We start from the raw sequence: 17929 nt of genomic DNA on the forward strand, positions 1-17929 counted from the left end.
TACCGTTCCTTTCCCGTCTTGCGCGCCTGTTCTTCGCGAACCTTCCTCCCCGAGGACTATCCGCCGATCTGCGACATTCTTCTTTCCGTCGGCACGTGGCTTTGCGCCTCGTCCGCCAGCTTGGCTGCCATTTCGTGATTGAGCGGCTTGATGTCCATCGCCCGCATGAACAAGGCCTGCATCGCCTCCGGGTTTCCGAGCGCCGGCTTCACATTCAGCTCGTCGACCCAATACAGGCACGGCTTGATGCTGCCGTCCGCGGTCAGCCGCAGCCGGTTACAGCGCTGGCAGAAATGATCGCTCACCGGATGAATCAGGCCGAACGAACCCGCCCCTCCGGCAATGCGGTAATCGTCCGACGGCCCGTTGCCGACGACGTTGTCCCGCCTTTCCGTCTGCAGCCCGAGCTCCTGCGCCATTTCGAGGACGCGCGAAAGCGGCAAATAATGCTTTTTCCAATTCTCGTCGGCGTGGCCGATCGGCATATACTCGATAAAACGGACATGGAGCGGCTGGTCGCGGGCCATCATCAGGAAGGCGGCGATTTCGTCCTCGTTGACGCCCTTCAGCAGCACGCAGTTCAGCTTGATCGGCGCAAAGCCGGCTTTCGCTGCCGCCTCGATGCCGTCCAGCACCCGCTTCAGCTCGCCGCGCCGCGCAATAAAACGAAACCGCGCCGGATCCAGCGTATCGAGACTGATATTGACCCGGGTGACGCCCGCCTTTCGAAGCGCCTCGGCCTGATCGGCCAGCAGGACGCCGTTCGTCGTCAGCGAAATTTCCCGGATGCCCGGAATGGCTGCGAGCCGGCGGACGAGCGAATCGAGCCCCGGCCGGACAAGCGGCTCGCCGCCCGTAATGCGCAGCTTCGAAATGCCGAGCGCCGCGCCCGTTTCCACCACTTCGACGATTTGGTCGTATGATAGCAGGTCGTCCGACGGCGCGAATTGAACGCCTTCCTCCGGCATGCAGTATAAGCATCGCAAATTGCATCGGTCCGTGACGGATATGCGCAGGTAATCGTGTTTGCGTTCGAAACGGTCTATAAGTGCCGGCATCGATCCCGCTCCTCTCAGCTTTCAAAGTCTGTCTCGGAAGTAAACCCCTTTTGGACCTCTTCCTACTAGCATAACATTTTTACACTGATTATGGTATGCTATATAAACCGACAATTCGAAGGATGAGAGGTTTTCTTCCATGACATTTCAATGGAAAATCCATTTGTTCGCCGGACTGGCCGAACGGTTCGGACAGCCGGCCGTTACGCTGGAGCTGGACAGTGGCGAGCTGCAGGTTCAAGCGCTCAAGGAAGCGCTGATCGGACGTTTCCCCGAGCTGGAAGCGCTGATCCGCGTTTCGTTTATCGCCTCCAACCATGCCTACGCGGCCGACGGCGAGACGGTCAGCGCTTCGTCCGAGCTTGCGCTGCTGCCGCCGGTATCCGGCGGCGAGGAGGACGGTTCCGACGCCGGCCGGTACGTCGTGACGACGGAGCCGCTGTCCGTCGAGGCGGTGACCGCCCTCGTCATCGTCCCCGAGCACGGCGCTTCGCTGACGTTTACCGGCACGACGCGCGAATGGACGCAGGGACAGCGGACGGTCCGGCTGGAGTACGAGGCCTATGTGCCTATGGCCGAGAAAATGCTCCGTCAAATCGGCGAAGAACTCGGCAGCCGCTGGCCGGGAGCCCTGTGCGCCATCGCACACCGCATCGGTCTCGTGGACATCGCGGAAATCAGCGTCGTAATTGCCGTCTCCGCCCCGCACCGCGACGCCTGCTACGAAGCGAGCCGGTATGCCATCGAACGGCTGAAGCAGGTCGTACCTATCTGGAAGAAAGAGGTATGGGAAGACGGCTCGGAATGGAAAGGCCATCAGCAGGGGCCATGGAACCCTGCCGCGCCGCTCCATCCCTGACCCGGAAGCCGCGTTTTCTCCGAAAACGCCTGAGCTTACGCTTTCGATGCTGCGTTTTCTCCGAAAACGCCTGAGCCTATGCTTTCGATGCGCGTTTTCTCCGAAAACGCTTAGGAGGTCACACATATGACGAATCAGAATGGCGAAAAGCTTGCTTCGTCCGCCGACCGGTATGCCAGGCAGCGCCGCTTCGCGCCGATCGGCGACGACGGGCAGCGGCGGATCGGCGAAAGCCGCGCCGCGGTCGTCGGCATGGGCGCGCTCGGCTCGGTCGCCGCGCAGCATCTGGTCCGCTCCGGCGTCGGATTCGTGCGGCTGATCGACCGCGACGTGCTCGAATGGAGCAACCTGCAGCGCCAGGTGCTGTATACGGAAAGCGACGTCAAACGGCTGCTGCCGAAGGCCGTTGCCGCAGCGGAGCGGCTCGGCGAGATCAACAGCCAGGTTACGGTCGAACCCGTCGTCGCCGATTTGACTGCGGTTAACGCCGAAGAGCTGCTGGACGGCGTCGACATCATCCTCGACGGTTCGGACAACTTTACGGTCCGTTACCTGATCAACGATGTGGCGGTTAAGAACGGCATCCCGTGGATGTACGGCGGCGTCGTCGGCGCCACCGGCATGACGATGCCGATCGTGCCGGGCGACACGCCGTGCTTTCGCTGTCTGTTTCCGGACGTGCCAGAAGCGGGCGCGGTCGATACGTGCGAAACCGCCGGCGTTCTCTCGCCGGCGGTTGACGTTATCGCCTCCCTGCAATCGGCCGAAGCGCTCAAATGGTTAAGCGGCAACCGGGACGCCCTCAGCCGCAGTCTGCTCCAAATCGACCTGTGGCACCAGCACTTTATGCCGCTCGCCGTAAGCGCTTCGAAGAAGGACGATTGTCCCGCATGCGGCCGAAGGCGGTTCGATTTTCTGGAGGAAGCCGGCTATGAACCCGCCGCCGTCGCGCTGTGCGGGCGCAACACGATTCAAATCTCGCCCGCAAGGCCGGTGCAAATTCGGCTTCAGGAGCTGGCGGGACGGCTTGCGGCCGCGGGCGAGGTCGAACGCAATCCGTTTCTCGTGCGCTTTCGCCGCGGCGACGGGCTGACGGCCGTGCTTTTTCCCGACGGACGGACGTTGATCCAGGGGACGGAAGATCTTGCGGCGGCCAAACGGATTTACAGCGAAATCTACGGTTTGTAGGAACGGTTCCTCAAGCGGTTCCCCCCGAACAAAGGATGCAGCTTGTCCTATTTTTTAAATGTATCTTATTGCCAATCGATCGTTTTGTTGCTACCATAGACATAACTCAGAGATGGAATCTAGTGCTAGAGGTGGAACATGAGAGTTCATGTAATGGAGCTGAAAGACGGCGATCGGTTAAGCCGGGATGCATTTAACGGATACGGACTGCATGTGCTTTCGAAAGGAACGATACTGTTCGCCAAGGAAATTGCCCGTTTGTTTCAGCATCAGATCGAATACGTCGATGTCGAGGACCGTTTGCCCGCTATCACCGTCAATCGCACGATCGAATCCGGTCTCAGTCCAAAATGGCTGGAAACCGTCCGGCCGATTTATCAGGATGCGGTGAGCGGCTGCGAGCAGCTGTTTGCGGATGCGCTTCAGAAAGGGTTCATTGAAGAACGGGACGCCAACGAATCCTTTCAGCCGCTCGTCGAAAATTTCCGGATGGAACGCGACGTCGTCTCGATGCTGCTGCTGCTTAATACGAAGGACGATTATACGTATCAGCACTCCGTACAGGTCGGCATGCTGGCGTATTATTTGGCCTCCTGGCTCGGCTACAACGAACAGGATGCCGTATACGCCGGGAAAGCCGGCTTTTTGCACGATTTGGGCAAATGCCGCATTGAAGGCAGCATCCTGAACAAACCGGGCCGCCTGACGAAGGACGAATTCGAGAAAATCAAGGCGCATACGCTGCACGGGCACGACATTTTAAAAGCTTCCTTTGCCGACACGGTCCCCGCACTGGTCGCGCTGCAGCACCACGAACGAGCTGATGGAAGCGGTTACCCGAACGGACTGACCGGCGACCGGATGCATCCGTTCTCCCAAATCGTCGCCGTAGCCGACGTATACAGCGCCATGATTTCCTCCCGCGTCTATCAGCAAAAGCGCGATCTGTTGTTCGTGCTTCGGGAGCTGTACCGCATGAGCTTCGGCGAGCTGGAGCCGCAAACGACGCATACGTTCATCCGTCATATGATCCCGAACTTCATAGGCAAACGGGTCGAGCTGCATACGGGCGAGGTCGGCACGATTATTATGACCCATCCGACGGAATATTTCCGGCCGCTGATCCAGATCGACAACCATTTTGTCGACCTGACCGTCGACCGGTCGCTCGAAGTCAAGCAGGTCTATATGTAGCACAAAAACTCCGAATCCGGCTTAGGCAGCCGGTATTCGGAGTTTTTTAAACTGGTCATTTCGCCGGGCACGTATCGGATTAACCGATCGAGCCTTCCATTTCGAACTTGATCAAGCGGTTCATCTCGACCGCATACTCCATCGGCAGCTCCTTCGTGAACGGCTCGATGAAGCCCATGACGATCATTTGCGTCGCTTCCGCTTCGGTCAGCCCGCGGCTCATCAGATAGAAGAGCTGATCCTCGGACACCTTGGACACCGTCGCTTCATGCTCCAGCGTAATGTTGTCGTTCATGATTTCGTTGTACGGAATCGTATCGGACGTCGACTGGTTGTCGAGAATGAGCGTGTCGCATTTGATGTTCGCCTTGGAGCCTTCGGAGTTGCGTCCGAACGAAGCGAGTCCGCGATACGTCACTTTGCCGCCGTGCTTGCTGATCGATTTGGATACGATCGTGGACGTCGTATCCGGCGCGAGATGGATCATTTTGGCGCCGGCGTCCTGATGCTGCCCTTTGCCTGCTACCGCAATCGACAGCACCATGCCTTTCGCGCCGCGGCCTTTCAGAATGACGGCCGGGTATTTCATCGTCAGCTTCGAGCCGATATTGCCGTCGACCCACTCCATCGTCGCGTTTTCTTCGGCTACGGCCCGTTTCGTCACGAGGTTGTAAATATTCGGCGCCCAGTTCTGAATCGTCGTATAGCGGGCGCGGGCATTTTTCTTGACGATGATTTCCACGACCGCGCTGTGCAGCGAATTGGTGCTGTAGATCGGCGCCGTACAGCCTTCGACGTAATGCACGAAGCTGTCCTCGTCGGCGATGATGAGCGTGCGCTCGAACTGCCCCATGTTCTCGGAATTAATCCGGAAGTAAGCCTGCAGCGGGATTTCGCACTTCACGCCCTTCGGCACGTAGATGAAGCTGCCGCCGGACCATACCGCGCTGTTGAGCGCCGCAAATTTATTGTCGGTCGGCGGAACGACCGTACCGAAATATTCCTTGAATATGTCCGGATATTCCCGAAGAGCCGTATCCGTATCGGTAAAAATGACGCCCTGCTTCTCCAGGTCTTCCTGCATGCTGTGATAGACGACCTCGGATTCGTACTGGGCCGAAACGCCGGCAAGGAACTTCTGCTCCGCTTCCGGGATGCCGAGCTTGTCGAACGTCTCCTTAATTTCCGCGGGAACCTCTTCCCACGTTTTCCCCTGCTTCTCCGAAGGCTTGACATAATACTGGATATCATTGAAATCCAGATCGTCCATGTTGCCGCCCCAGCGCGGCATCGCCGTCTTGTTGAACTGCTCCAGCGATTTCAGACGGAAATCGAGCATCCAGGACGGTTCGCCCTTCATTTCGGAAATCGTGCGGACGATTTCGGGCGTCAACCCTTTGCCGGATTGAAACACGGCCTTATGCTCGTCGCGAAAGCCGTATTTATATTCTTCCAAATCGGGCATTTGCTTCGCCATCGTAACAGCCTCCCATCGTATAGCGCCGCAAGGCGGCGCATCCTTCATTTCGTCTTCTCGTGTTCGATGCCTTTGCGCAGCGCGTTCCAGGCGAGCGTCGCGCATTTGATGCGCGCCGGGAACTTGCTGACGCCCGACAGCGCCTCGATATCCTCATAGTCCCCGAAATCGACCGATTCGCCTTTCATAAAGCCGGAAAACTTATCCGCCATTCCGAGCGCATCGTCGAGCGTTTTCCCCTGCACCGCTTCCGTCATCATCGAAGCCGAGGAAAGGCTGATCGAGCAGCCTTCTCCGGTAAACCTCGCCTGTTTCACTTTCCCGTTCTCCAGCTGGAGCTGCAGCTGAATCCGGTCGCCGCACGTCGGGTTGTTCAGGTTGACGGTTACCGAACCTTCCTCCAGCGTTCCCCGATTACGCGGATTTTTGTAATGGTCCATGATGACTCTGCGGTAAAGATCATCCAATTCCATAACCGAAGAACTCCTTTGTTTGATGGAGGGCGTCCACAAGACGATCAACGTCCTCTTCGGTATTGTATAAATAAAAGCTTGCTCTCGCCGTCGAAGAAACATTCAGCCAGCGCATGAGCGGCTGGCAGCAATGATGACCGGCGCGAATCGCAATGCCCTTCGTATCGAGCACAGTCGCCACGTCGTGCGGGTGAACGTCTCCCAGATTAAAGGTCACGAGTCCCGCGCGATCCTGCTTCGGACCGAAAATCGTCACGTCTTCGATCTCGCTCAAACGGCCGTAAGCATACTCGGCCAGCTTATGCTCGTGCGCCTCGATCTGGTCCAGCCCGACTTCGGTCAAGAAATCGATGGCCGCCCCGAGTCCGACGGCGCCGGCAATAATCGGCGTGCCGCCCTCGAATTTCCAGGGCAGCTCCTTCCATGTCGAATCGTACAGATCGACATGGTCGATCATTTCGCCGCCGAATTCGATCGGCTCCATCCGCTCGAGCAGCGCCTTCTTTCCGAACAAGGCGCCGATGCCGGTCGGAGCGCACATCTTGTGGCCGGACAGGGCGTAGAAATCGCAATCCAGGTCCTGCACGTCGATGCGCCGGTGCGGCGTGCTCTGCGCGCCGTCGACGACCATGACGGCGCCGTTCCTGTGCGCAATCGCAGCGATTTCCTTGACCGGATTGACAACGCCGAGCACGTTCGAGACGTACATGACCGACACGATCTTCGTCCGGCTCGTAATCGTATTTTCGGCATCCTCGAGTTTGATCGTTCCGTCGGGCTGAAGCGGTATATATTTCAGCGTCGCTCCGGTCGCCTTGGCAACCTGCTGCCAGGGGATCAAATTGCTGTGATGCTCCATCGGCGTAATGACGATTTCGTCGCCTTCGCCGCAAACGGAGCGCGCGTAGCTGCCGGCCACCAGATTGAGCGCCGTCGTCGTGCCCCGCGTAAAAATAATTTCTTGCGCGCTTGCCGCATGGATGAACTTCGCGGTCTTCTCGCGGGCGTTCTCGTAAGCTTCCGTCGCGCGGGAGCCGAGCGTATGGACGCCGCGGTGGACGTTGGCGTTGTCGTGCTCATAATAACGCGTGACGGCTTCAATAACGGAACGCGGCTTCTGCGAAGTCGCCGCGCTGTCCAGATAAACGAGCGGATGCCCGTTCACATCCTGCTGCAGTATCGGAAACAGTTCCTTCAGCTCCCGCGCGTTCATCCTTCCAGCTTCCTTTCCAGCAGCTGACGAAGCTGCTCCTGTACCGCTTCAATCGGAATTTCCGATACGACCGGCGCCAGGAAGCCGTGAATGATGAGCCGCTCCGCTTCCCGCTTCGAAATGCCGCGGGACATCAGGTAATACACCTGTTCCGGATTAACCTGGCCGACGCTTGCCGCGTGTCCCGCTTTGACGTCGTCCTCGTCGATCAGCAGGATCGGATTGGCGTCTCCGCGCGCTTTCGGGCTGAGCATCAGCACCTTCTCCGTCTGCTCGCCGTTCGCCTTCGTCGCGCCTTTCTCGATTTTCGTAATGCCGTTGATGATCGCGCGCGCTTCGTCCTTCATGACCGCCCGCGTCACCATGCCGCTTTCCGAGCTGCGGCCGATATGGACGGCGCCTGTCGTCAGGCTCATCTGCTGCGATTTCGTTCCGACGCTGATTACCTTCGCATCCGAAGTCGAGCCGTTTCCTTTCAGCACCGATTTCGTGTCGGACAACGTATGCCCTTCATGCAAATCGCCGATAATCCATTCGATCCGGCCGTCGTTCTCCACGATCGCGCGGCGGTAGGTCGCATCGATGACCGATTCCGCCAGATGATGGATCGAAGCGAAGCGGACGTGCGCCCCCGGCTTCACGAAAATTTCGACGACCGCCGGCTTGACGAGCGTCCCCGCCTGTCCCGGATACGCGGACGCGACGTTGTCGACGTAGGTCACGCGGCTGTTGCTTTCGGCGACGATCAGCACGTGCGGCGCAAAGGTCGCCTCCGCATTGTCGCTGAACAGCAGCGCCTGCAGCGGGATGTCCACTTCCGTGTTGCGCGGCACATACAGGAACACGCCGCCGTTCCAAACCGCCGAATGCAGCGCGGTCAGCTTGTTCTCATCCTGCGGCACCGCCTGGAACAGGTGCTTGCGCACCAGCTCGCCGTGTTCGCGGGCCGCCGTCTCCAGGTCGGTGAAAATGACGCCTTTCGCCTGCAGCTCTGGCGACAGCTGCTTCCATACGGCACCCGAATTGCGCTGGACGACAAAACCTGCCGGCGCATCTCCAGACAGCTCGCGCACCGCTTCCGGCAGCTGCTCCGCCGCTTCAACGGCCGGCTCTTCTTTGTAGCTGCCGAGCGCCGTCAATTCCCATCGGTCGATACGCACTTTCTCCGGCTTCGGCCAGTCCAGCGCTTCGGCCAGCTCGGCGCCCTTCGCCCGCAGCTCTGTCAGCCAATCCGGCTCGCCTTTGCTGCGCGACAGCGCCTCGGCGGTTTGACGATTCACCGGAGTCGATAGTTGTGTGCTCATTACCCGTTCGCCTCCTCCGATTAAACCTGTCCGACCGTTTCGTCCACGATGCCAAGCTCTTCTTTAACCCAATCGTAGCCTTCGTTCTCCAGACGCTCCGCCAGCTCCGGTCCGCCGGATTTGACGATGCGTCCCTGCATCATGACATGCACGAAGTCCGGCTTAATATAGTTAAGCAGACGCTGATAGTGCGTGATGACGAGGAAGCCGCGGTCCTCGGAACGCATGCTGTTGACGCCGGCCGCGACGATCTTGAGCGCGTCGATGTCCAGGCCGGAGTCGATTTCGTCGAGCACGACGATTTTCGGCTCGAGCATCAGCATCTGCAAAATTTCGTTGCGTTTCTTCTCCCCGCCGGAGAAGCCTTCGTTCAGGTAGCGGTGAGCGAACTCGGGGTTCATCTCGAGCTCCTTCATTTTGCTTTCCATCTGGCGGATGAACCGGATCAAGGAAATTTCGCTGCCCTCTTCGCGGCGAGCGTTAATGGCGCTCCGCAGGAAGTCGGAGTTCGTCACGCCCGTAATTTCGCTCGGGTACTGCATGGCCAGAAACAAACCGGCACGCGCGCGCTCGTCGACGGCCATCTCCAGCAAATCCTCGCCGTTCAGCTCCACCGAGCCGCCGGTCACCTCGTATTTCGGGTGTCCCATCAGCGCCGATGCGAGCGTGCTTTTGCCGGTTCCGTTCGGGCCCATGATCGCATGGATCTCGCCGCCCTTGATTTCCAAATTGATGCCTTTCAAAATTTCTTTATCTTCGATCGATGCCGTCAGACCGTCGATTTTGAAATGTGTTGCCATTGGTAAACTGCTCCCTCCGTTGTATGTCCCTGTCGACATTCCCTGTTTTTTATAATTATTCTAAATTGATTCTCAGTGATTCTCAATAATTATTTTATTATAAGTGCTGTTATAAATCAACAAATCGGACCGCCGAAAGGCGGCCGTGCCGGGACGTTGCCAACGGATTCAGCGTGAAAGCGCCTCCTTGATCCCCGCAGCCGCACGGGCGAACCGTTCATCCGTCAGCACCGGAATCCGCGGGGATTCCGGCAGCGGATCCTCCAGCGCGACCCACGATTTGCAGCCCGCATAGGAATCGCGCAGCGGCATGACCGCTGGCGTCTCCAGCGTATATACGCGAAGCAGCAGCAAATGCAGCGGCTTGGTCCGCTTCCACCGGAGCCGCTCCTCGGCGAAAGTATCGGTCCAAATATGGAAATCGCGGAGCTTGTTCAGCGTTTGCTGATCGCGGATTTCGATATCCTCTTCCGCTTCCGCATATACGTCAATCGTTACCGTTCCGCTGTCCGGTCTCCAGTCCGCCAGCGTTTCGGCGATGCCGCCGCGGTATTCCTCCTTCAGCAGCTCCGGCTTCTGGTGCTCGTATCCCGGCAGCAGATAAAAGCCTTTGCTGATCAGCTTGAAATCGCGCGTTTCTTCGGCGATCCCGCCCTTGCGCAGCGCGACGATCATCCGGCCTTCCTTCAACGCCTTGACCGCCACGGCCCATTCCCGCAGCGCCGCCGGCCGGTTACTATACGTATTGCTCATACCCGTTCCCCCCTGTCGCAATGCAACCCTTCCCAATGCAGACGAACCCGTGCGCAGGCTCGTCAGCTGCTATGCTTCATTATAACAAATCCGGCTATTCCAACGCGAAAAAATATTCGCTATACTTATTTGAGGTTCGACGGGCCGCATGTGGCGGTCTCATTCCATAACGGAGGTGGACAAGCGTTGTCTGCTTATCATCCATTAACCGAACGGGAAGCGGTGCAAATCGCCCGTTCTTTGAACAGCCTTTTTCCCGAAGACGCGAAGCTGATCTGCCGCGAAATCGGCGACGGCAATTTGAACCTTGTCTTTCATATTACGGACGGCGCGCGCAGCGTCATTCTGAAGCAGGCGCTGCCTTACGCCAAGGTCGTCGGCGAATCGTGGCCGCTGACGCTCGACCGCGCACGAATCGAGAGCGAAGCGCTTATGCTCGAAGGCAGGCTCGCTCCCGGGCTCGTCCCGGCCGTATATAAGTACGACGGCGAGCTTGCGCTGACGGTCATGGAAGATTTAAGCGATCATGTCATCATGCGCCGCGGCCTCATGGAAGGGGAGCGCTATCCGCTGTTCGCCGACCATATCTCGACCTTTCTGGCGCAGACGCTCTTTTTCACGTCCGACCTCGGCATGAATCAGCAGCGGAAAAAGCAGCTCGTGCGCGAATTCATCAATCCGGAATTATGCAAAATTACGGAAGACCTCATCTTTGACGATCCGTATACCGATTCGCTCAACAACAATTTCGAAGCGCATATCCGGGACGAAGCGCAGGCGCTTTGGCACGACGGGCCGCTCCATCTGGAGGTCGCCCTGCTGCGCGAAAAATTTTTGACGCAGGCGCAGGCGCTGCTTCACGGCGATCTGCATACGGGGAGCATCTTCATCAAGCCCGATTCGACGAAGGTCATTGATCCCGAATTCGCCTATTTCGGTCCGATGGGCTTCGATATCGGCGCGGTAATCGCCAACCTGCTGCTGAACTTTGCCGCGCGGGAAGGCCACGACAAGGAGGATGTAGCTCGCGCGGAATATCGGCGCTACCTGCTGGATACGGTCCGCGAGCTGTGGACGAAATTCGAAGCCAAATTCAGGGCGCTGTGGGAATCGGACGGCATCGACCGGCTCGCATCGGCGGCGCCGGGCTACCGGGACGATTATATGCTGCGGCTGCTGCGCGACACGTTCGGCTATGCCGGCTGCAAAATGATCCGGCGCATCGTCGGACTCGCCCACGTCGCCGATATCGACCGCATCGAAGACGCCGCCGCCAGAGAGCGGGCGCAGCGGCTCGCGCTGTCGATCGGCCGGTCGATCATCATGCGGGGCCGCAGCGCGGCTTCCATCGAGGAGCTGACCGGCATCACCGAGTCGGCCGCCGCGGCGTTCCACGCTTAACGCAGAAAGGACGCTTGCTATGGAAACGAAAGGTTATCAAGGACTGCAGTCGGTCATTTGGACCCATGACCGGGTGGAGCTGCTGGACCAGCGGCTGCTACCCGACGAAATCGTCTATCTCCCGCTTACGAACGTGGAGGACGTCTGGGAAGCGATCCGCCATCTGAAGGTGCGCGGCGCTCCGGCGATCGGCATCGCCGCCGCATACGGCGTCGTGCTCGGCAGCCGGGATGCGGAAGGCGTCGGACCCGAATGGCTGCAGGCCGTGCGGGACAGCGCGGAACGGCTCGCCACCTCGCGTCCGACGGCCGTCAATCTGTTCTGGGCGCTTGACCGCATGAAGGCGCGGGCGGAAGAGCTGGCTGCCGGCGGTCTGCCGCTCGAGGCGTGCAAACGGGCGCTGCTGGACGAAGCCATCGCCGTTCAGCGCGAGGACGAAGAGACGTGCCGCCTCATCGGCGAGCATGCGCTGGCGCTGTTTACGGACGGCATGGGCGTCCTGACGCACTGCAATGCCGGCGGCCTGGCGACGGCGAAATACGGCACCGCGCTTGCGCCGTTTTATTTGGCCCAAGAGCGCGGCATCGCCTTGCGCGTCTTCGCCGACGAAACCCGCCCGGTGCTGCAGGGCGCGCGGCTTACCGCCTTCGAGCTGCAGCAGGCGGGCGTCGACGTGACGCTCATTTGCGATAATATGGCCGGCATGGTCATGAGCAAGGGCTGGGTTCAGGCCGTCATCGTCGGCACCGACCGCGTCGCCGCGAACGGCGACGTCGCCAACAAAATCGGCACGTACAGCGTCGCCGTGCTGGCCAAGGCGCACAACATTCCCTTTTACGTCGCGTGCCCGCTGTCGACGATCGATTTGAATACCCCGTCCGGGGATTTGATTCCGATCGAGGAACGCAGCCCCGAGGAAATTACCGAAGGCTTCGGCAAGCGGACCGCGCCGCAGGGCATCAAAGTGTTCAATCCGGCCTTCGACGTCACGCCTCACGAATATGTAACGGCGATCGTGACGGAAAAGGGAATCATTCGCCCGCCGTTCGACGTTCATCTGAAGTCGCTGTTCTCCTGAACCGCCGCTGACGCAAAAGGGCTGTTCCGCGCCTTGGCTCGATTACCGTGTCAAGCCGGAGCAGCCCTTTGCTTCCTTCATCGGCACATTCGTCATCCGATCCGTTTCGCATCATACCATGAGGCGGACCGCATCCGCGCCTTTCATGCCCTTGACGATTCCCATCTCTTCCGCCTTCCAGGTGACGGATTCGAGCGGCGCCTCCATCAGCTCCTCGAGCGTCCGGACGCCAACCGCGCGCCCGGCAATAATGCCCCGGTCTTTCAGCCGATCGTTCAGCAGGGAGACATCGAGCGCTCCGCACATGATGTAGCCTTTATCGGTCGAAACGGCAAGCAGCGTCGTCTTGGGAAGCTTGACCTCGATGCCGAGCGCGGTTTCTCCCCCTTCCAACTGAATCGGAACCATGCGCATCAATGCAAACCACCTCCTTTACCGCGAAAGGATGATGGGCCGTCATCACTCATGCGGCAAAATGCTTCTTTATTACTATATGCCGAGGATTGCCGGCCGGTGTAGACCTGCCCCATTCAAGGCGGGTGCCATCCTCGCGGAAAAAGCAGGACTACATGAACCCGGCCGATCATGGTATAGTGGGTATATAGTCATGCTGATCGACGGAGGCATTATGAAACCAACCGACAACGCCAATACGAAGCCAAACGCCTACATGTTCAACGTGGATCTGCTCGTCCGGGGCGAATCGAACGCGCTCGCGATGGAACGGCTGCTGCATGCGTTGAACCGGGGCGGTTTTGCCGATTTCCGCATCAAATCCGGGATCGGGCTCGGCAGGCTGATCCAGGAGCTGGAAACAAACGGAACGGCAGGTTCGCCCTCCCTCTCCTCATTGCCGCCAGTCGCCGGCGAACGGGAATCGGGAGCAGCCGGGACGGCCGCGAAAGAAGCGCCGGCCAAGCCGCCTGTCGATTCTCCCCCGGCCAAAGCGCTTGCGGCGGACAGCATAAAACAGATCATCCGGGATAACCGTCTGATCCGCCTGTCGGTCAACAAGGGCTTCGGGGTTCGCTTGAATCTCCCCTGCCGCATTATTAATTTCGACGATGCCAGCGAGACGATTACCGCCTATCATGTCGACGAAAAACAGGTTTATTCGTTCAGATTGAACGAAATCGACGATTTTACATGTTGACTTCCGTGCATGAAAAAGGGAACTGCCGCTCGATCCGGCAGTTCCCTTTTTGCCGCAGCCGTTATCCGGCGGGCGGCGCCTGCAGCATTTCCGCGATTCGCCCCTCGGGAACCGGCGGGCTCCAGAGGAAGCCCTGCATTTCATCGCAGGCATGCAATTGCAGAAAACGCATCTGCTCTTCGTTCTCGACGCCTTCGGCGATGACCTGCAGGTTTAAATTGTGCGCCATGGCGATGATGGCCGCCACAATCGCCGCATCACCGGGGTCCTGCTCGATGTCGCGGACGAAGGAGCGGTCGATTTTCAATTTGCCGATCGGCAAATTTTTCAGGTAATGGAACGAGCTGTAGCCGGTTCCGAAATCGTCGATGCTGATATTGACGCCGAGCATCGTCAGCTCGACGAGACATTTCGCCGCATGTCCGATATCCATCGTCATCGTTTCGGTTATTTCCAGATCGAGGTACTTCGCCTTCAGCCCGGTCCGAAGGAGGATATCCTCCACCTTCTTCGTTAAATTTTGCTGCAGAAACTGCCGGATGGACAGATTGACGGACACCGGTATGGCCGGCAGGCCGGCGTCCTGCCACGCCTTGTTTTGACGGCACGCCTCAAGCATCACCCAATCGCCGAGATCGACGATCATGCCGTTTTCCTCCGCCATCGGTATGAATTCGCTCGGGGGAACGAGGCCCCGCTCGGGATGCCGCCAGCGGACGAGCGCCTCGACGCCGACGATGTTCCCGGTCATCAGATGATATTGAGGCTGGTACATCAGGACAAATTCGCCCTGCTTGAACGCCCGTTTCAGGTCGTGTTCGAGCGTAAGCCGCGCGAGCGACTGATTGTCCCACTGCTCGGAATAAACGAGATAACCGTTTTTTCCGCTTTCCTTCACTTTGGCCAGCGCCATGTCCGCCTTCTTCAGAAGCGCTTCCGCGTCGTCGCATCCCGGCACGCTTAACCCGATGCCGATGCTGACCGTAATGTGCAGCGGGACGCCCTGCAGCTCGAAGGGCTCTTCCAGCCCGCGCATAATGCTCCGCGCCTTGTCGCCGGCATCCGTTTCCGACAGAACGTCCGTAAACAGAATGGCAAACTCGTCGCCTTCCATGCGAGCGGCTATGTCGAGCCACGCCAGTTCCCGGGTCAGCCGTTCGGCAATCTGCATCAGCAGCATGTCGCCGAACTCCCGGCCGAATGAAGCGTTGATCAGCTTGAAGCGGTCAACGTCCAAATAAAATACGGCCGCCATGGGGCCTTCCCCGCGAGGCAGCGCTTCGCTTACTTTCTGCATAAACGATTTCCGGTTCGGCAGGCCCGTCATATCGTCGTAGTTGGCCATGTACTTGATTCGCTCGGTCGTCCTCTTGCGCTCGCTGATATCGTTCGTCAAAATGACGGCTCCTTCGATGCGTGAGCCGCGCTTCAACGGAGAAGCGATCACGTGAAGATCGATGGCATAACCCGCTTTATGCCGGAGGGACAGGACCGCGTCCTGCGGGTAGCCGAGCAGCGTCTGCTCGAACTGCTGCAGAGCTTGCTTCCGGCTGCCGGTGTCCATATACGGCACGAACGATTGGCCGATCAGCTCGCTGCGCCGGAAGCCGATCAGCTGGCCGGCCGATTCGGTCGCTTCGACGATCGTGCCGTTCCGGTCTACGACCGTCAAGGCGAGCGGGCTGTACCGAATCAGGCTGTTCAAAATGGACGAACCTAACGTATCGTCCTCGCCGCTGCGGACCTGCCTGGCGTACAAAGCCGCCAGCCAGGCGATGGCCGCGATTGCGGCGGCCGTCAGTGCGGCGGCGCTCCAGCCGTACTCCCTCCGTCCGAGCCAAAACGGGGCAAAACTGTCCCACAATACGGGCAGCGCCCCGATGCAGCAGCTGGCCATCCACAGGACGCGTACGCTCAAACGCTTTCTCCGCCGCCGTTTGCCCGGCGTATCCGCTGCATCCATGATCTCGCTCACTTCCCCCCATGCCCAACATCCGGATCGTGGTTTAATTGAAAGCGAAGTCCGCCGAAACGGCAGCCTGGCGGCTACTCCTCTTTCGCTTTCCAGAGCGAATACGCGGCGAGCGCCCAAGCGACGATAAACGCCACGCCGCCGAACGGCGTGATGACGCCGAGCGGCTTGATCCCGCTTAAGCTCAGCGCATACAGGCTGCCCGAGAACAGAAAGATGCCGATGTGCATCATTCTGCCCGCCCAGCGGAGCGAAGCGCTCGTGCCAAGCCGGTCGGCGGCCAGCGCAATCAGAAACATCCCGATGCCGTGATACATATGATAGCGGACGCCCGTTTCGAAGACGTTCAGCATCTCCTCGCTCAGCCTCTCTTTCAGCCCGTGAGCCGCGAAGGCGCCGAGCAGAACGGCGAGAAGCGCATGAATCGCGCCGAAAGCTCCGTATTTGGCAAACATATCGATCATCTCCATCCTTTCTAATGACTGACAAATAGGTTACAATGGGCGGTATAATAAGTGATCCGCTGGTCTTCATTACCATGTCTATTATGGACTACAACACGAAAGTCGGCAAGCGCTGGCTCCGAAAATCCGGCTGAATGAAAGCGCCGCCGATTAGAAGACGCAAATCTGTTTTTTACTGGAAAAAAGGGGCGAATCGCAGGTGGACATCAATCGTTTATCCCCCTACATCCGCGTGGCGATGGACAGCGTGATCGAACCGCCTTGGCATATCCCGGAACGGGTCATTTTCGATTACGAGCTGCTGTTTGTCAAGGAAGGCCATATCATCGTAACGGTGGAGGACGAGCAATACGCGGGCAAGCCGGACGACATTTTCCTATTCAAGCCGGGGCAGCGGCATTCCATCCGGCTTGCGGAAGGGACGAGCCGTTTTCGCCAGCCGCACATTCATTTCGATCTGATCTACCGGCCGGACAGCCCGAAGGTCAAGGTGAGCTTCAAGCCGCTGCGGCATATGACCGCCGAGGAGAAGGCGATGATCCGCGAGGACTGGACGGCCGGGCTGCCTGTGCGGCTGCCGGCCAAAATCGCGCTGGGCAATCCCGACTATTTCGAAAAGCTGCTTTTTGACGTCATCGCCGAATTTCAGATGAAGCTGCCGTTTTACGAAATGAACGTCAAAGGAATGTTCGTGAAGCTGTGGACTTATCTGCTGCGCGAAATGTACAGGGCGGAAAATCCGGAGGTCTACTCCCGGATGGACGAGCTGACGGCAATCAAAGCGTACCTGGAGCATCTGACGGACCGCGACGTGACGCTGGACGAGCTGTCGGCGCGCTTCAACATCAGCAAATACCATCTCGTGCGCCTGTTTAAGAAAGCGTTTGCGGCGACGCCGATTCACTATCATCAGATGGTGCGCATCGGGAAAGCGAAGGAAATGATCCAGTTCACGGGGCTCAACTTGACGAAAATTGCCGAGCAGTTCGGCTTCGGCAGCCTGGGCGCCTTCAGCCGGACGTTCAAGAACATCGAAGGCGTCCCCGCCTCGTATTACCGGAACCGGAAGTAGCCACGTTACTTTGGACTTGAAGGGAAAACGGAACATTTTGGATCATCGATTGGGATGATCTGACGGCAAGCGGGGATGCCGCGATGGATTATTCCGTCCTGCTGTGGCCGCTCTATCTGTCAAAGAACTGGCCGACATGGAAAGCGCGGCTCGCCGAGCGGGTAAGCGGAGACCTCCTCGAGCGTATGGAGCTCTATTGGCGGGCGAAATGGTTTAACGACGTTTTTGACGTGCTGGCCGATTACGTCGAGGCGGAGCAGATGCCGGATACGAAAGAACGGACGCAGCGGCGGGCGAAAGCGATTCAACTTCGCGTATACCCCGAATATCGAAGCCGCTATGCGCGGTAACGTCCGCACGGGGACGGACCGGCCGGCCGTGAAAAAGAGCCTCGCGGCAGCGAGGCTCTTATCGCAGCTCGCGCGGTTCCCCACGCGAGGTTTGGGCGGCGCTGAGCGCGGTTAACCGCG

The 17929-nt window shown here is 58.8% G+C and carries 18 protein-coding genes; 8 read left to right on the forward strand and 10 right to left on the reverse strand.

The genetic code is table 11. The annotated features are described in order from the left end of the window. Positions 1-56: 56 nt before the first annotated feature. Complete coding sequence (gene moaA / locus PD282_RS19275) at positions 57-1058, reverse strand: GTP 3',8-cyclase MoaA (protein WP_274652321.1); 1002 nt, start codon at positions 1056-1058, stop codon at positions 57-59. Between the two features lie 139 nt (positions 1059-1197). Between moaA and PD282_RS19280 the strand changes: the two genes are divergently transcribed. The 3 genes from PD282_RS19280 to PD282_RS19290 all read left to right on the forward strand — a co-directional run bounded on the left by PD282_RS19280 (position 1198) and on the right by PD282_RS19290 (position 4299). Next, a complete protein-coding gene (locus tag PD282_RS19280; RefSeq protein ID WP_274652323.1) occupies positions 1198-1917 on the forward strand; it encodes a molybdenum cofactor biosynthesis protein in 720 nt (239 codons plus the stop codon). Positions 1918-2043: 126 nt separating this feature from the next. Beyond that, positions 2044-3105, forward strand: a complete 1062-nt coding sequence (locus PD282_RS19285) for a ThiF family adenylyltransferase (protein WP_274652325.1) — start codon at positions 2044-2046, stop codon at positions 3103-3105. A gap of 138 nt (positions 3106-3243) precedes the next feature. Continuing rightward, the gene (locus PD282_RS19290; RefSeq protein WP_274652327.1) at positions 3244-4299 is read left to right on the forward strand and encodes an HD-GYP domain-containing protein; all 1056 of its coding nucleotides are present in this window, start codon (positions 3244-3246) and stop codon (positions 4297-4299) included. Between the two features lie 79 nt (positions 4300-4378). On the opposite strand, the gene sufB is transcribed toward PD282_RS19290, so the two are convergent. The 6 genes from sufB to PD282_RS19320 all read right to left on the reverse strand — a co-directional run bounded on the left by sufB (position 4379) and on the right by PD282_RS19320 (position 10319). Then, entirely contained in the window at positions 4379-5776 is a 1398-nt protein-coding gene (gene sufB, locus PD282_RS19295) for a Fe-S cluster assembly protein SufB (RefSeq protein WP_274652329.1), read from the reverse strand. Between the two features lie 44 nt (positions 5777-5820). Continuing rightward, entirely contained in the window at positions 5821-6249 is a 429-nt protein-coding gene (gene sufU, locus PD282_RS19300) for a Fe-S cluster assembly sulfur transfer protein SufU (RefSeq protein ID WP_274652331.1), read from the reverse strand. Further along, entirely contained in the window at positions 6236-7462 is a 1227-nt protein-coding gene (locus tag PD282_RS19305) for a cysteine desulfurase (protein WP_274652333.1), read from the reverse strand. Before PD282_RS19305 ends, sufU begins: the two co-directional genes overlap by 14 nt. Continuing rightward, the gene (sufD, locus tag PD282_RS19310) at positions 7459-8766 is read right to left on the reverse strand and encodes a Fe-S cluster assembly protein SufD (protein WP_274652335.1); all 1308 of its coding nucleotides are present in this window, start codon (positions 8764-8766) and stop codon (positions 7459-7461) included. Before sufD ends, PD282_RS19305 begins: the two co-directional genes overlap by 4 nt. A gap of 20 nt (positions 8767-8786) precedes the next feature. After that, positions 8787-9566: a Fe-S cluster assembly ATPase SufC gene (gene sufC / locus PD282_RS19315; protein ID WP_274652337.1), complete on the reverse strand. Its 780-nt coding sequence runs from the start codon at positions 9564-9566 to the stop codon at positions 8787-8789. A 168-nt stretch (positions 9567-9734) separates the two neighbouring features. Beyond that, positions 9735-10319, reverse strand: a complete 585-nt coding sequence (locus PD282_RS19320) for a DUF1802 family protein (protein ID WP_274652339.1) — start codon at positions 10317-10319, stop codon at positions 9735-9737. 186 nt (positions 10320-10505) lie between these two features. Here PD282_RS19320 and mtnK point away from each other — a divergent pair, with 186 nt between their 5' ends. Continuing rightward, positions 10506-11720, forward strand: coding sequence for an S-methyl-5-thioribose kinase (gene mtnK / locus PD282_RS19325; protein WP_274652341.1), 1215 nt, complete (start codon positions 10506-10508; stop codon positions 11718-11720). 19 nt (positions 11721-11739) lie between these two features. After that, positions 11740-12798 carry an S-methyl-5-thioribose-1-phosphate isomerase gene (mtnA, locus tag PD282_RS19330; RefSeq protein ID WP_274652343.1) on the forward strand — a complete coding sequence of 353 codons (1059 nt, stop codon included), beginning with the start codon at positions 11740-11742 and terminating at the stop codon, positions 12796-12798. A 111-nt stretch (positions 12799-12909) separates the two neighbouring features. Here the strand turns inward: mtnA and PD282_RS19335 are convergent, their stop codons facing one another. After that, entirely contained in the window at positions 12910-13215 is a 306-nt protein-coding gene (locus PD282_RS19335) for a YunC family protein (RefSeq protein WP_274652345.1), read from the reverse strand. A gap of 211 nt (positions 13216-13426) precedes the next feature. On the opposite strand from PD282_RS19335, the gene PD282_RS19340 reads away from it, so the two are divergent. After that, the gene (locus tag PD282_RS19340) at positions 13427-13951 is read left to right on the forward strand and encodes a hypothetical protein (RefSeq protein ID WP_274652347.1); all 525 of its coding nucleotides are present in this window, start codon (positions 13427-13429) and stop codon (positions 13949-13951) included. 61 nt (positions 13952-14012) lie between these two features. Here the strand turns inward: PD282_RS19340 and PD282_RS19345 are convergent, their stop codons facing one another. Together PD282_RS19345 and PD282_RS19350 are read right to left on the reverse strand one after the other, a co-directional pair. Next, on the reverse strand, positions 14013-15914 hold the full coding sequence (locus PD282_RS19345; RefSeq protein WP_274652349.1) for a putative bifunctional diguanylate cyclase/phosphodiesterase: 1902 nt from the start codon (positions 15912-15914) through the stop codon (positions 14013-14015). A gap of 83 nt (positions 15915-15997) precedes the next feature. Continuing rightward, entirely contained in the window at positions 15998-16378 is a 381-nt protein-coding gene (locus tag PD282_RS19350; protein ID WP_274655324.1) for a DUF423 domain-containing protein, read from the reverse strand. A 208-nt stretch (positions 16379-16586) separates the two neighbouring features. Between PD282_RS19350 and PD282_RS19355 the strand changes: the two genes are divergently transcribed. Next, entirely contained in the window at positions 16587-17459 is an 873-nt protein-coding gene (locus PD282_RS19355) for an AraC family transcriptional regulator (RefSeq protein WP_274652351.1), read from the forward strand. Between the two features lie 83 nt (positions 17460-17542). Next, complete coding sequence (locus PD282_RS19360; RefSeq protein WP_274652353.1) at positions 17543-17809, forward strand: hypothetical protein; 267 nt, start codon at positions 17543-17545, stop codon at positions 17807-17809. Positions 17810-17929 lie beyond the last annotated feature (120 nt).

The sequence above is a fragment of the Paenibacillus humicola genome (assembly GCF_028826105.1).
In the GTDB taxonomy this organism is placed as follows: domain Bacteria; phylum Bacillota; class Bacilli; order Paenibacillales; family Paenibacillaceae; genus Paenibacillus_Z; species Paenibacillus_Z humicola.